At 43.5% G+C, this 14,671-nt stretch carries 10 protein-coding genes; 6 read left to right on the top strand and 4 right to left on the bottom strand.

Annotated elements, in window-relative coordinates:
- Positions 1-23: 23 nt before the first annotated feature.
- On the top strand, positions 24-1,202 hold the full coding sequence (locus G6R11_RS09415) for a GGDEF domain-containing protein (protein ID WP_163132824.1): 1,179 nt from the start codon (positions 24-26) through the stop codon (positions 1,200-1,202).
- Between the two features lie 56 nt (positions 1,203-1,258).
- Entirely contained in the window at positions 1,259-2,674 is a 1,416-nt protein-coding gene (gene nhaD, locus G6R11_RS09410; RefSeq protein ID WP_163132823.1) for a sodium:proton antiporter NhaD, read from the top strand.
- 54 nt (positions 2,675-2,728) lie between these two features.
- Here nhaD and G6R11_RS09405 read toward each other — a convergent pair whose 3' ends face one another.
- Genes G6R11_RS09405 through G6R11_RS09395 form a run of 3 tightly spaced genes read right to left on the bottom strand, consistent with a single transcriptional unit; the run spans position 2,729 to position 7,448 of the window.
- Positions 2,729-4,228: a SpoVR family protein gene (locus G6R11_RS09405; RefSeq protein WP_163132822.1), complete on the bottom strand. Its 1,500-nt coding sequence runs from the start codon at positions 4,226-4,228 to the stop codon at positions 2,729-2,731.
- 7 nt (positions 4,229-4,235) lie between these two features.
- Complete coding sequence (locus tag G6R11_RS09400; protein WP_163132821.1) at positions 4,236-5,507, bottom strand: YeaH/YhbH family protein; 1,272 nt, start codon at positions 5,505-5,507, stop codon at positions 4,236-4,238.
- 18 nt (positions 5,508-5,525) lie between these two features.
- A complete protein-coding gene (locus G6R11_RS09395) occupies positions 5,526-7,448 on the bottom strand; it encodes a PrkA family serine protein kinase (RefSeq protein WP_163132820.1) in 1,923 nt (640 codons plus the stop codon).
- A gap of 761 nt (positions 7,449-8,209) precedes the next feature.
- Between G6R11_RS09395 and G6R11_RS09390 the strand changes: the two genes are divergently transcribed.
- Entirely contained in the window at positions 8,210-9,889 is a 1,680-nt protein-coding gene (locus tag G6R11_RS09390) for a sodium:solute symporter family protein (RefSeq protein ID WP_163132819.1), read from the top strand.
- 216 nt (positions 9,890-10,105) lie between these two features.
- Positions 10,106-11,518, top strand: coding sequence for a triacylglycerol lipase (locus G6R11_RS09385; RefSeq protein WP_163132818.1), 1,413 nt, complete (start codon positions 10,106-10,108; stop codon positions 11,516-11,518).
- A gap of 364 nt (positions 11,519-11,882) precedes the next feature.
- Here the strand turns inward: G6R11_RS09385 and G6R11_RS09380 are convergent, their stop codons facing one another.
- Positions 11,883-13,115: a carbohydrate porin gene (locus G6R11_RS09380; RefSeq protein ID WP_163132817.1), complete on the bottom strand. Its 1,233-nt coding sequence runs from the start codon at positions 13,113-13,115 to the stop codon at positions 11,883-11,885.
- A gap of 235 nt (positions 13,116-13,350) precedes the next feature.
- On the opposite strand from G6R11_RS09380, the gene G6R11_RS09375 reads away from it, so the two are divergent.
- Positions 13,351-13,542, top strand: a complete 192-nt coding sequence (locus tag G6R11_RS09375) for a bacterioferritin-associated ferredoxin (protein ID WP_163132816.1) — start codon at positions 13,351-13,353, stop codon at positions 13,540-13,542.
- A 142-nt stretch (positions 13,543-13,684) separates the two neighbouring features.
- The gene (locus G6R11_RS09370; RefSeq protein WP_163132815.1) at positions 13,685-14,665 is read left to right on the top strand and encodes an MDR family oxidoreductase; all 981 of its coding nucleotides are present in this window, start codon (positions 13,685-13,687) and stop codon (positions 14,663-14,665) included.
- Positions 14,666-14,671 lie beyond the last annotated feature (6 nt).

The raw sequence follows: 14,671 nt of genomic DNA, 5'->3' as shown, positions 1-14,671 counted from the left end.
TAACAACAGGAGTTAAAGGAAAGATGCAACAGCCACAAGTTATGCAGGCGTGGAGAAGCGTGTTTATGGGCTTTTCTTCCTCGAGCCAGGAACGGCAATTTGCTAACTGGCAGTGGCAACAACAGCGCCAACAACTCTCTTGGGTTCAAGCTCTCTATTGTTTGTGTGTTATCTCCTATCTTTTTCAATCAGGTTCACTCTCTGCCTGGTGGCAGCAAGCTAATATAGCGGCATCGTTTGGATTAAGTGCTTGGCTTTGTAGTCAAATATTGGTCACCTGGCTTGGTTTAAAATTGGTTAAGGCTCGCTCAGCCCATACCTTGTTAGCAGCTCATGCAGTAGTGCATTTTTCCTTGGTCTTCGGCTTAATGCATGGCGTAGGGGCCTTGCAACTTGGCAACGTTCCCGATTGGTTAGTCTATAGCTTGCCGCTATTGTTTATTTGTTTCTATTTGCCCATCTTGCTCGCTATTAGCTTGATAGTGACTGCTACTCTGCTCACCTTGAGTGCGCTTGAGCCCTTAAGTCCAAGCCAAATACAACATTGGCCTTATGTTGAACTTCCAAATGCTTTAGTTAACTGTTTGTTGGTATGTATCATTGTTTGTCTATGTCATGCTTTGTGGCGTCATCGTTATACTCATGAACAAGGTTTAGATCTGTTTCAAGAGAAAGAACAGCCAAGTAGTGAAAACCTGCCTTTGTTTAAGCAATCTATAGATACCGACGAACTTACTGGTTACGCAAACTTTGCCCGCTTCAAGCAGTTTTCTGAGATAGAAATTGAACGTACCTCTCGTTATCAGAATGCCTATTCTATTGTTTTGATTAACGTCAATCATTTTAGCCGATACCGTGATAAATTAGGCGCTGATGAAGCGGATAAGCTATTGGTTAAACTAGCGAATTTTTTGCAATCGAAAATACGCAAAGTTGACTTGCTAGCCCGTTGCGAAAAAGATCAGTTTGTTATTGGTTTACCCGAGTCTAGCTTGTATCAAGCTTTGGATACTGCTGAACGGATCCATGATGCGTTAGGCAGCGAGTTTTGGCTTAACTATCTTGATGACTTAGAACTTGGCTCTCGTTTGGGTGTGGCTTGTGTAGATAACACTGCCAACAATGTTGAGTCACTAATGAACAAAGCTGAAAACGCTATGAACAATCATCGAAGTGCCAGCGCCCTAAGCTACGGACGCTAAAACGAAATCTTTATCAATCTAAAACAAATGAGCATTCGCCTAAGGAGTGGGACTTAATGCGTATATTGTTGCCTCTGCTATTGTTGTTATTTTCTTCTGCTAGTTACGCCGCTGATGGCTTGAGTTTAACCTCGTCTTGGGTGGGCTACAGTGCGCTAGTCATTTTTGCCATTGCTTATTTATTGGTGATGAGCGAAGAAGTGATTCACCTGCGAAAATCGAAACCGGTGCTGGTAGCCGCAGGTTTAATTTGGTTTTTGATTGCAATTTATTACCGAGGCTCTGGGCACGAGGAGCTGGTAACCGATGCATTTCGTCATAATTTACTCGAGTTTTCAGAATTGATGTTGTTCTTGCTGGTGGCGATGACATACATCAACGCCATGGAAGAGCGCCGCTTATTTGATGCCTTGCGTGCTTGGCTGGTTAGTAAAAAGCTGAGTTACCGGAAGCTGTTTTGGTTAACTGGCTGCTTGGCCTTTGTTATTTCGCCAGTGGCCGATAACCTTACCACTGCATTGTTGATGTGTGCGGTGGTCACTAAAGTCGCCCAGGGCAACAGCCGATTTATTAACTTGGCCTGTATTAACATTGTAGTGGGAGCTAACGCTGGCGGTGCATTTAGCCCCTTTGGTGATATTACTACCCTTATGGTTTGGCAAAAAGGCTTGGTCACCTTTGGCCAGTTTTTCGACTTGATGATTCCGTCTTTTGTTAACTTCGTTATTCCAGCCTTTATCATGTCGATGTTTGTCTCTGCTGATGCGGTAGAAGCTGAACATGAGGATGTTGAGCTAAAGCGTGGGGCAAGACGAATAGTGGGCTTGTTTCTAATTACCATCGGCACAGCGGTAATGGGCCATAGCTTGTTCCATATGCCACCAGTAATGGGCATGATGATGGGTTTAGGTTACCTACAATTCTTTGGTTTCTTCCTACGTAGAACCTTAGCCTCCAGTTTACATAGAAAGGCTGTAGATGCGATTTCTCATCGAGATGATGCTCGATTAAAAGCTTTAGGCAGTGTGGTTCCCTTTGACATTTTTAACCGGGTTGCACGAGCGGAGTGGGACACCTTGTTGTTCTTCTACGGTGTAGTAATTTGTGTGGGCGGTCTTGGTTTTATTGGCTACTTAGAAATGGCGTCTAACACCATGTACTTAAATTGGGATCCAACTTACGCCAATATTGCTGTAGGGGTGTTGAGTGCTATCGTTGATAACATTCCAGTGATGTTTGCAGTGCTTACCATGGAACCGACGATGTCCTTAGGCCAGTGGTTATTGGTGACTCTTACGGCCGGAGTGGGTGGTAGCATGTTATCAATTGGTTCTGCTGCCGGTGTTGCTTTAATGGGCCAAGCTAGAGGCCACTATACCTTTATTAGCCACCTCCGATGGGCGCCAGTAATAGCACTAGGTTATGCAGCATCTATTGTTTGCCACTTAATGTTGAACAAAGCCTTGTTCTAATTTGAATTGAAATGAAAAAGCCACCGGAAGGTGGCTTTTTTGTTGCCGCTGTAGTTAGTCCTGAGCGGGACAGCGCGCAATTTCTTGTACGCTGCCTTTATCGTCACTTTGCTCGAGAATCACATCAAAGCCCCATAAGCGATGTAAGTGCTTAATCACTTCATCTTTGCTCTTGCCAAGAGGAATGCCTTGATGAGGGACGTAGCGTAGGGTGAGAGAACGGTCACCGCGTAAGTTTACGTTATGGACCTGAATGTTCGGTTCGATGTTGCTTAGATTGTATTGAGCGCTCAGCGCTTCTCTTACCTGTTGGTAGCCATGGTCGTCATGAATAGCTTTAACTTTTAAGTAAGGCTTATTTTCGTCATCATCAAGTGTGAATAGCTTTAGGTCACGTATTACTTTGGGTGATAAGTATTGGCTAATAAAGCTTTCATCTTTAAAGTTTTGCATGGCAAAGTGCATGGTTTTAAGCCAGTCGCTGCCGGCGATATCAGGGAACCACTTGCGATCCTCATCGGTGGGCGACTCACATATCCTGCGAATGTCAGTCATCATGGCAAAGCCCAGAGCATAAGGATTTATCCCATTAAAATAAGGGCTGTTATAAGCCGGTTGCATTACCACGCTGGTGTGGCTGTGCAAAATTTCTAGAATAAAGCGCTCACTCACTTGTCCGTGGTCAAACATATGATTGGTGATGGTGTAATGCCAGAAGGTGGCCCATCCTTCATTCATCACTTGAGTTTGTTTTTGTGGGTAAAAGTACTGACTTATTTTTCTTACAATGCGAACAATTTCTCGCTGCCAAGTTTCTAATAAGGGAGCGTGTTTTTCGATAAAGTAGAGAATGTTTTCTTCAGGAGAGGCGGGAAAGCGCTGACGCTGTTCTACGTTGGGATCTTCTTTAGTTGGAATGGTTTTCCACAGCTCATTGATTTGGCTTTGTAGGTATTCGGCTCGAGCGTCTTGGCGAGACTTTTCCTCTTCCATTGAAATAGGGCTAGGCCGTTTGTAACGATCAACGCCGTAGTTCATTAAGGCGTGGCAAGAGTCGAGCAAATCTTCAACTGCTTGCACCCCATGGCGAGCTTCACACTTGCTAATGTAGTTTTTGGCAAATACTAGATAATCGATGATTGAGCTGGCATCCGTCCAGGTTTTAAATAGGTAGTTGTTTTTGAAGAAACTATTGTGACCAAAGCAGGCATGGGCGATAACCAAGGCCTGCATTGGCATGGTGTTTTCTTCCATTAAGTAAGCAATACAGGGATCTGAATTAATCACAATTTCGTAGGCCAAACCCATTTGACCGCGTTTATAGGTTTGTTCGGTTTGGATAAATTTTTTGCCGTAGGACCAGTGATGATAGCCAATGGGCATACCTACGCTTGAATAGGCATCCATCATTTGTTCGGCGGTTATCACTTCAATTTGGTTGGGGTAGGTATCCAATTGATAGTGTTGTGCAACCTTTTCAATCTCTTGATGATAAAGCTCAAGCATTTCAAAGGTCCAATCTGGTCCATCGGGCAACATCTTAGTTTTGCTCATGAGGGCCTCACACAGTGGTTTTTTTGAAGAGATCTCTAAATGTCGGCAATATTTCTTCGGCATTTTTCACATGACGAATAGAGAAGTTAGGGAAGATTTCACTGAGTTGTTCATATTCGTGCCACAAGCTTTGGTGGGCACGGCTGGTTATTTCTATGTAAGCGTAATGGCGGCTTAGAGGGAGTAGTTTTTTCTCGAGTAATGCGCGACATTTTGGCGAATCATCGGCCCAGTTATCGCCGTCTGAAGCCTGTGCTGCGTATATGTTCCATTGATTTTTCGGGTAGCGTTCTTCAATAATTTTATCCATTAGGTTAAGCGCGCTAGAAACAATGGTGCCACCGGTTTCTTGGGAATAGAAAAACTCATGCTCATCAACTTCTTTTGCTTGAGTGTGGTGGCGAATAAACACCACTTCTATTTTTTCGTAGCTGCGGGTCAAAAATAGGTAGAGCAGTAAATAGAACCGCTTGGCAATGTCTTTAGTTGCTTGGTCCATTGAGCCAGAGACATCCATTAAACAAAACATCACGGCTTGACTACTGGGCACAGGATGTTTGGCAAAGTTATTAAACTTAAGATCGAAGGTATCGATAAAAGGAATGTTTGCAAGCTTGCGTTTAAGTTCTGTGATCTCTGCTTTTATTGCTTCTATCTCACTGTGCGGAACCTGAGAGTCAGATTGTTTTTGCTCTAATTGCAGCTCTAAGGCTCTTAGCCGTTTGCGCTTATCGCCACCCATGGCCATGCGTCTAGCCAGTGAATTTTGTAAAGAGCGAACAATGTTAATATTGGCGGGTACACCATCGTTGGTAAATCCGGCTCGCGCGGTGCGATATTCAACAATGCTATCTACATCGGTCTCTTGTAAGTTGGGAAGCTCTAAGTCATCAAACAAGATATCGAGGTATTCGTCTTTGGAAATATTGAATTGAAACTCTTCGGTGCCTTCTCCTTGATCACTAGCTTCGCCATCTCCAGGGCCACCGGCGCCTTCTCCTTGTGGTGGTCGTTCAATTTTATCGCCGGTACCAAATTGGTCGTTGCCGGGTAGGGTGCGTTGGCGTTGCCCTCCGTCACCTTGGTGAAAAAAGGGCTCAGTAATGTCTTTGTGGGGAATGCTTATGCTTTCGCTGTTTTCCAAGTCTTGGATACTGCGTTGATTAACTGCATCGTTTACTGCACGTTTAATTTGGCTTTTATAACGGCGAATAAAGCGCTGGCGGTTAACCGCGCTTTTATTCTTACCATTTAAACGTCGATCGATAAAATGAGCCATAGGCGCCCTCCATCAAATCTAAGACGATTTACGAACGCGTAAATACCATTCAGATAACAAGCGCACTTGTTTGCGGGTGTATCCTTTCTCCATCATGCGAGCAACAAAGTCATCGTGTTTTTGTTGGTCGTCGGCAGAGGTTTTAGTATTGAAGGAAATAACTGGCAGCAAATCTTCGGTATTTGAGAACATTTTCTTCTCAATTACTGTGCGAAGTTTTTCGTAGCTGGTCCAGTTAGGGTTTTTGCCGTCATTGCCTGCGCGAGCACGCAAGACAAAGTTAACGATTTCGTTTCTAAAGTCTTTAGGATTACTAATGCCTGCTGGTTTCTCTATTTTTTCAAGCTCGGCATTTAGCGCTGCTCGGTCAAATAACTGGCCAGTATCGGGGTCACGATATTCTTGGTCTTGAATCCAAAAATCCGCATAAATCACGTAACGATCAAAGATGTTTTGCCCGTATTCAGAATAAGACTCCAAGTAGGCGGTTTGGATTTCTTTGCCGATAAAGTCGACGTATTTAGGAATTAAGTAGCCTTTTAAGTGCTCTAAGTAGCGGTCCGCCACTTCTTGGCTGTATTGCTCGCGCTCAATTTGTTGTTCAAGAACATAGAACAGATGAACCGCGTTAGCCGCCACTTCGGTGGTATCAAAGTTAAATACTCGAGACAAAATCTTAAAGGCGAAGCGGGTGGATAAACCTTCCATGCCTTCGTTAACCCCAGCAAAGTCTCTATATTCTTGATAAGACTTGGCTTTTGGGTCTGTGTCTTTTAGTGTTTCGCCATCGTAAACCCGCATTTTAGAGTAGATGCTTGAGTTTTCAGGGTCTTTAAGCCGCGATAATACAGAGAATTGCGACAATAACTCTAAAGTACTAGGCGCACATTTAGCGGTGTTCAGCTCGCTGTTATCCAGCAGTTTTTGATAAATTTTTATCTCTTCGCTTACTCGTAAACAATAAGGCACTTTTACTATATAAACGCGGTCTAAAAAGGCCTCGTTGTTTTTGTTATTTTTAAAGCTTTGCCACTCGGATTCATTTGAGTGAGCCAAAATAATACCTTCGAAGGGGATCGCAGAGAGTCCTTCGGTACCGTTAAAGTTGCCTTCCTGGGTGGCAGTAAGTAGAGGGTGTAGCACTTTAATCGGTGCTTTAAACATCTCTACAAATTCCATTAAACCCTGATTGGCTCTACACAAGGCTCCAGAGTAGCTGTAGGCATCGGGGTCGTTTTGCGCAAAATGTTCTAACTGTCGAATATCGACTTTACCCACCAATGAGGAAATGTCTTGGTTGTTTTCATCACCAGGTTCAGTTTTAGCAATCGCAATTTGATTGATGATGGAGGGATAACATTTAACCACCTTGAATTGACTAATATCCCCGCCGTATTCGTTTAAACGCTTGGCTGCCCAAGGTGACATTATATTTTTTAGATGGCGCTTACTAATGCCGTATTCTTTTTCGAGGATGTTACTATCTTCGTTGGCATCAAATAGGCAAAATGGGTGATCGTTTACTGGAGAGCCTTTCAAGCGATGGATAGGTACTTGTTGCATAAGGGCTTTTAGCTTTTCAGCTAAAGAGGATTTACCACCACCAACTGGGCCTAACAAGTAAAGTATCTGCTTACGCTCTTCAAGTCCTTGAGAGGAGTGTTTTAAGTAAGAAACGATTTGTTCAATGCTATCTTCCATCCCGTAAAACTCTTTAAAAGCAGGATAGCGAGCGATAATTCGGTTGGAGAAAAGCCGGCTTAGGCGTGGGTCTTTCGAGGTATCTACCATTTCTGGTTCGCCTATGGCGAGCAAAAGGCGTTCTGCAGCACTGGCGTAAGTGCTTGGTTGTTCTTTACAAAGTGTTAAAAACTGATCGAGAGATAACTCTTCTTCTTGAGCCTGCTCGTAACGCTGTTGATAGTGGTCAAAAATACTCATGGCCTAGGCCTCCTAAATACAAGCTATCTCTATAAAAGATAGAATTTGGAAACAAAAGATTTCATGAAGCGCTAAAATAAGTTTATACCATGGCAAAAATAAATTTATAAAAAATAAGCATTTTTTTAAAAACCTTTAGTCATTAATAGTTGCCATCCTGTTCGTTCTAGAATTCCTGCGCAAGGCTCTTTGATTATGATAAACAGGTGTAATTTGCTTCGCTCTATTTAAGTAAAGTACGTTTACAGAATTAAAAGAGATCGAAAAATGCATCGTTTCTTCAGCGTGTTAGGCTGCTCACATAAAGTTAATGAATTGTAAAATTTATGGTTGACCTACAAATTCAGCATGCTAATTTAGTTTGGTAGCTTGAACCTTCGAGCTTTGGTCGGCGAGCACTACATCGAGGGGAGTAGTGTTGAAGGTTTCCAAAAAGCACGTTTCCATTGGCTCTTGCTTTGCAAGAGCTCTTTTTTTGCCCTTTTCTCAGTTAGCTCACCACTTTTCCGCTTGTTTAGACTAAAGGATGATAATAACTCTTAGTCTTTATTATTCATTATATTCAATAGCTTAATGTACAGACGCTTACTTTTAAGCATGCTGACGCTATTGAGTGTCTCATCTATACCAAAGTATAAGTTTCAAGTGGCTAAATGCGCCCTAAGTTAGCATGTAACAAATTGTTAACTTTTGGTCTGATTTGTTGGTGTCAGTTTTCGATTATCAGCATCTTAGCTCCAGTAGGGTAAATATTGCTTGGTATGGACATTCAAACTTGGACTTCCTTGTTCGTCGCGCTTAGTTTTACGCTGTATATGGTGATAGCTATTTGGGCTAAAGCTAACAATACCCAAGACTTCTATATTGCTAATGCCAGCATTCATCCGCTTACCAATGGCATGGCCACCGCAGCGACCTGGATGTCGGCAGCTTCTTTTATCTCATTGGCGGGGGTTATCTCATTTCTCGGCTACGACGGCGCCGTTTACTTAATGGGATGGACAGGCGGATACGTATTGCTTGCTGTGTGTTTAGTGCCTTACTTACATAGATTCGGCCAATATTCGGTTGCCGACTTTTTTGGCCAGCGCTATTACTCAAAGCGGGCCAGAGTGCTAGCGGTAATTTGTACGGTATTTATTTCGTTTATTTATGTTGCTGGACAAATGCGCGGCGTAGGTGTGGTGTTTGCGCGTTTTTTAGAGGTGAACGTTAATCTGGGTATTTTGCTCGGCATGGCAATTGTGTTTTTTTATGCCGTGTGGGGAGGGATGAAAGGCATTACCTATACTCAGGTAGCTCAATATTGTGTATTAGTTTTTGCCTTTTTAGTCCCGGCTATTTTTACATCGATAGCCTTAACTGGGCAGGTTTTTCCACAGTTTGGCTTAGGCAGCAATATTACCGGTACTCCAAACATTTACTTACTGGATAAGCTTGACGGTTTATCCGAAGAACTAGGTTTTTCGACGTTTACTAACGGTACTCGAAACCTTAGTGACCAGGTGTTTATCACTGCTGCGTTAATGATGGGAACCGCTGGATTACCGCATATAATCGTGCGGTTTTTTACTGTAGCTAAAGTAGGTGAAGCTCGGGCATCTGCCGGTTATGCGCTAGCCTTTATTGCTTTGTTATACACCGCAGCGCCAGCGGTGGGAGCTTTTGCAAAAGTAAATCTTATTGAGTCTATCAACGGTTTGGATTTACGCGGAATTGCGCAAGAACAGCAGCCCAGCTGGTTAGTTCATTGGCAACAAGCTGGCCTAGTGGAATGGAGCGATGAAAATGGCGATGGTCGCTTATTTTACTCGGGAGATCAGCGCAATGAAGTCACCATTAACCAAGATATAGTGGTGTTGGCATCACCGGAATTAGCGCAGTTGCCTAATTGGGTGGTGGCCTTGGTTGCTGCGGGGGGCTTAGCAGCGGCACTGTCTACCGCAGCGGGGCTATTACTTGTGATCGCCAGCTCCATATCTCATGATTTAGTCAAACAAACTTGGCAAAAACAGCTTAGTGATAAACAGGAGCTAAAGTTGGCGCGCTGCTGCGCAATTGTAGCCATTTTCGCAGCTGGTTATTTAGGTATTAACCCACCGGCCTTAGTCGCAGAAGTCGTTGCTATAGCATTTGGCTTGGCTGCTAGTTCGCTTTTCCCTGCTATTGTTTTGGGTATATTTGTTAAGTCTATTGGGCGTACAGCGGTTATTTGCGGGATGCTTGTTGGCATGTGTATCACTTTAACTTACGTAGGCTTTTTTAAATTTGTATCACCCGCTCTTAATCATTCAGAGTACTGGCTTTGGGGGATTTCGCCTGAGGGAATAGGCGCTCTGGGAATGCTAGCAAATTTTTCGATTGTGTTTATCGTTCAGCGCTTTACTAAAGCAGCGCCAGCCTCAGTTCAAAACTTAGTGCTTGCACTGCGTAAGCCTTAAGCTAAACCTTAACTGTGCATTGTTTATTCTGTCCACTATCTACTACAGCCTTATTGTTTCTTTTCATGCTAATTTAATCGCACTTTGCTATTGGCTTACCTAGGCTATGCATAAGTGTAAAAGGGTGATTGCTTTTTTTTAACTTACGGTTAACAATCGTTTGCTGGAAAAACTAAGCTTTTGAATTAGTTATTTAAATTACATGGACGTAATACGATGAAATTGATTTTTGTGCATGGCTGGAGTGTCACCAATACTTCCACTTATGGTGAGCTTCCGCAGTCGTTAGTGGCTAAAGCCAGTAGCGCTGGTTTGCAGCTCGATTTAGAGCATATCTACTTAGGCAAATACATAAGTTTTCACGATGAAGTCTCAATGGATGACATATCGCGTGCCATGCAACAGGCTTTGCAAGATTTGCCTGGTAATGAAAGCGGTATTCAAGAGTTCTCTTGTATCACCCATTCTACCGGTGGGCCGGTGGTGCGCTCATGGGTTGATAAGTATTACGGTGCTGCAGGTTTAGCCTCTTTACCATTGAAGCACTTAGTGATGCTTGCGCCAGCGAACCATGGCTCTAGTTTAGCGGTTTTAGGTAAGCAACGAGTGGGCCGAATTAAATCTTGGTTTGCCGGTGTTGAGCCAGGGCAAAGAGTATTAGATTGGTTAAGTTTGGGCAGCCAAGGGCAGTGGCAACTAAACGAAAACGGTATGGCTTATGACTACGTTGGCAACAGCTTTTATCCCTTTGTATTAAGTGGCCAAGGTATCGATACCAAATTTTACGACTTTCTAAACGGCTACTTGGTAGAGTCTGGCTCCGACGGAGTGGTGCGGGTAGCGGGTGCCAATATGAATTACCGCTATTTGGCGCTTGAGCAATCTGAGGAGCAGCTGAACGGTTTTCAGGGCAAGGCTTATCGCTTAAAGCCTAGCGAGATTGAGCCAGTGCGGCGTCCCGCCGAAGTGCCTATTGGGATATTGAGTGAATTTAGTCACTCGGGACCAAAGATGGGCATTATGGCTAACAAAGCCAGCTCTGCTAATCACCATATTGTGGTTGACCAAGTGATAGCCTGTTTGCAAGTTAGTAGTGCTAATGATTACCAACAACGCAGTGCTGAGCTAAGCCAATTAAGCCAAAGTGAGCAAGCCAAAGTACCGCTTGGTAAAAAGCAAACCATTGGTAAATACTGCATGTTGGTGGTGCGCGTGAGAGACCAAACCGGTGAGCATATTCATAATGAAAACTACGATGTATTACTGTTAGCTGGCAAAGGTTATAAGCCGCATCAGTTACCGGAAGGCTTTTTTGTAGACAAACAAATGAATCAAGCTACCCATAGCTTGGTGTATTACATTGACGCTGAAAAGATGTCACAAATTAAAGATAATTGTTTTGGGCTGCAAGTTATGGCTAGGCCAAACAAAGGATTCTCTTTTTACACCAATACTCAGTTCCGCTCAGAAGGTTTAGCCATCGATCAAGTGTGCGCCGCAAACCAAACCACCTATATCGATATCACCATTCATCGCGATGTCGACAAAAATGTATTTAGGTTTTCGACCGCTAATGCGCCACGAGAAAGCTTTAAGAACATTAAGCCCTCAGGGGATACTATTTCTTAATAGTATTTAGGGGACTTGGTTGTTTAAGCTTTTAGTAATGATACTCGCGCTGTTTCAAAGCATCTCAGCAAATTCAGCTTGTGATAGACATGCGTTTGATTGCCGAGTTTATCAAGGCGATGAGCTAAAGCTGATGCTTTGTGAGATAAAAATCTGTGCCAGTGATAACGATTCAAGCATCTATTGGAAACTGCAAGGCGGCACCAAAATTTATGCCCATGCGGAACAAGGGTTAAACGAAGTGACCATAAATAAGGAAGCCGCCCAGCGGCTTCCTCATGGCATCTTAAAAGACCAAACAACGTGTAACAGCGTTTTATGGGAGCCCACTATAATTTGCGCCGACAATGTTTCTTTATAAGCCTTAAAGCATATAGCGTAAGCGTAAGCCAAATATGGTGTCTCCAGCAGTGTTTACGCCTTTGGTGGCAGCCTTAGTAAAGTAGTATTGAATATCAGGCGCAATGCTTAAGCGATTAGTCAGCTTAATGTCGTAGTAAATCTCGATAGATTTCTCGTTGCCATGTTGTTTACGGATCCTATCTACCGGCTCTACCTCAGCGTAACCAATGCCTAATACATCTTGGTTATCTAATAAATCATTTACCACTAGGCCAGCTACAGCAACCGCTTTGGTTTTTGCTGCGTAACGTTGATAAGAGCGGTTATAGCGAGCAAATACACCTAGGTTTCCAAAGTCTTGGCTTATACTCACCGATAAAGTTTGACCCGCTCTGTTAGCCTCTAGGTCATTTACCGAGGTATGCGAGCTACTTGTATCGTCGATGTCTGCAAGGCTTATTTTGTATTCGCCTTCACCAAAATCAAAACTTGGTGTTAGCCCCAGCTCGAGGTGGCGTACAAATTTTCCGTCGCTGAAGCTACGAATATCGATGTCTTTGCCGTTAGGTTTCGCATCGTTAAATCCCACCTGAGCATAAGCCCATTGGTTTTGTACCGACAATGTGCCTCCTAAGGCCCGTTGGCCGCTAGTCCAACTTAAACCTTGGTGTGAAAATGGCGAGGCCATAAAGGTGCTACGGTCATCACTTAGGTATTTGTTGGTAGCCCAAAGTCGGGTGGTGTAAAGGTGTCCTAGGCGATAGGTGAGTCCATGATTAAGTAAGCTATGTTCCCACCAAAGGCCGTTAATTGCGGTGATGTTTTGGTCTGGTCCCGTCATACCACCGTTAGGTTGGCTAGGCCCTAATCCAACATCGTCAGCAAATTTGCGGGTATAGCTGTTATTCAGCATGTTAACCATCACCCCAGCAAACACTAGCTTGCCGTAACCTTGTTGGTTATCCCAAAATCGCTTGGTAATGATCAAGTCGGTTTCATTATCTAAGTAGTTATTGCCGTTGCCATCGGTTTGAGCAATCGGCGCAATTTGGATTTGATAATCCAAGCCATGATTTACCGATAAGTAACGTTTCATGTCTTGGTAATTACCTAGTTCATCGACATCACTCAGCATGGGTTTACGGTTATAGGGGGAAACCTGTTTGGACAAGTCAGTATATTGTTGCGCCTGCAAGCTGTTACTTAGCCCAGTTGCTAACAATGATAAACAAACCAAAATGTGTGCGCTTTGCATGATGATGTCTCAGTAAATATTGAGTGACATATTCTCTGATGCAAGCATCCAGTTGTTGAGTAAATTACGGTTTACTCATTTTAAAACAATTGCTTAAGGGCTTATTTCTGCTTATGTGTTACCTAAAGTTACCCCTCTGTGATTTTACTCTCTAGTTAACGCTCCGGTGTGTAACTGCTTAGCTGTTTTGCGTTGATTTACTGTTGCTGTAGTTTTTTAATACAGGAGCAAACTTATGTGGGTGTGTTTATGTGAACAGATTAACGATGAAGCATTGGCAAACAGTTATGCGCAAGGCTTAAAGACGGTTAAACAGCTTAAACAAGCAAAACACTTGGGCAGTACATGTGGTAAGTGCATTCGATTAGCAAAACAAAAGCTGGATCAATTAGATAGCTCTTTTATCCAAGTAAACCTGCTAACCTAGCAATGTTGATTGTCGGGGTGACTAAACTTTAGTCAATATGTGTGTTGTACATGTATTAAATGACAAAAATTCATTTAATACATAGAGCTAGAGCAGCTACACTATTATTTGTTAATTTTGCTTACTAACTCGGAGCACTACTATGTTTAAGGCACTCGTTCTCGATCAAGTTGAGAAACAAACCACTTCTAGCATTCGCCAACTTAATGATGCCGATTTGCCCGAGAGTGACGTAATTGTAAACGTTGATTACTCCTCACTTAACTATAAAGATGGCCTCGCCATTACCGGTAAAGGCAAGATTGTTCGAAATTTCCCCATGGTACCCGGTATCGATTTAACCGGTACTGTTGAGCAATCTCACGACCCTCGTTACGCTGCTGGCGACAAAGTGGTGCTTACAGGGTGGGGAGTTGGAGAAGGGCATTGGGGCGGAATGGCAGAGAAAGCCAGTTTAAAAGCTGATTGGTTAGTGCCTTTGCCAGAGGGTTTAAGTGGTAAACAAGCCATGATGGTAGGTACTGCAGGCTTTACCGCTATGTTGTGTGTACAAGCTTTAGTTGATGCTGGCATCATGCCAGAATCAGGTGAAATTTTGGTAACTGGTGCCAGTGGCGGGGTAGGCTCGGTAGCAGTTACTTTACTGGCTAAGTTAGGTTACAAAGTAGCCGCAGTTACCGGCCGAATAGAGCAAAATGGAACCTTACTCACAGAACTTGGTGCTAGCCGAATTATCGACCGCAGTGAATTTGAAGAGCCAGCGCGCGCCTTAGAAAAACAAGTATGGGCTGGTGCCGTAGATACCGTGGGTAGCAAGGTATTGGCAAAGGTGCTTGCACAAATGGATTACAATGGCGCCGTTGCCGCATGTGGTTTAGCGGGCGGTTTTGATTTACCAACAACGGTAATGCCGTTTATTTTGCGTAACGTTAGCTTGTTAGGCATAGACTCTGTGAGTTGCCCAAGTGCTAAACGCATAAAAGCTTGGCAGCGTTTGGCAGAGTTGCTTCCAGACAGCTACTACCAACAAGCGTGTACCGAAGTAGAATTAGAGCAAGTTGCCGAATACGCTGAAGCCATAACCAATGGTCAAGTCACTGGTCGAGTAGTCATCAAGTTATAAGGCATA

The organism is Agarivorans sp. Alg241-V36, from assembly GCF_900537085.1.
In the GTDB taxonomy this organism is placed as follows: Bacteria; Pseudomonadota; Gammaproteobacteria; order Enterobacterales; family Celerinatantimonadaceae; genus Agarivorans.
The sequence above is the reverse complement of the archived record's forward strand: the minus strand, read 5'-3'. Positions and strand labels throughout refer to the sequence as shown.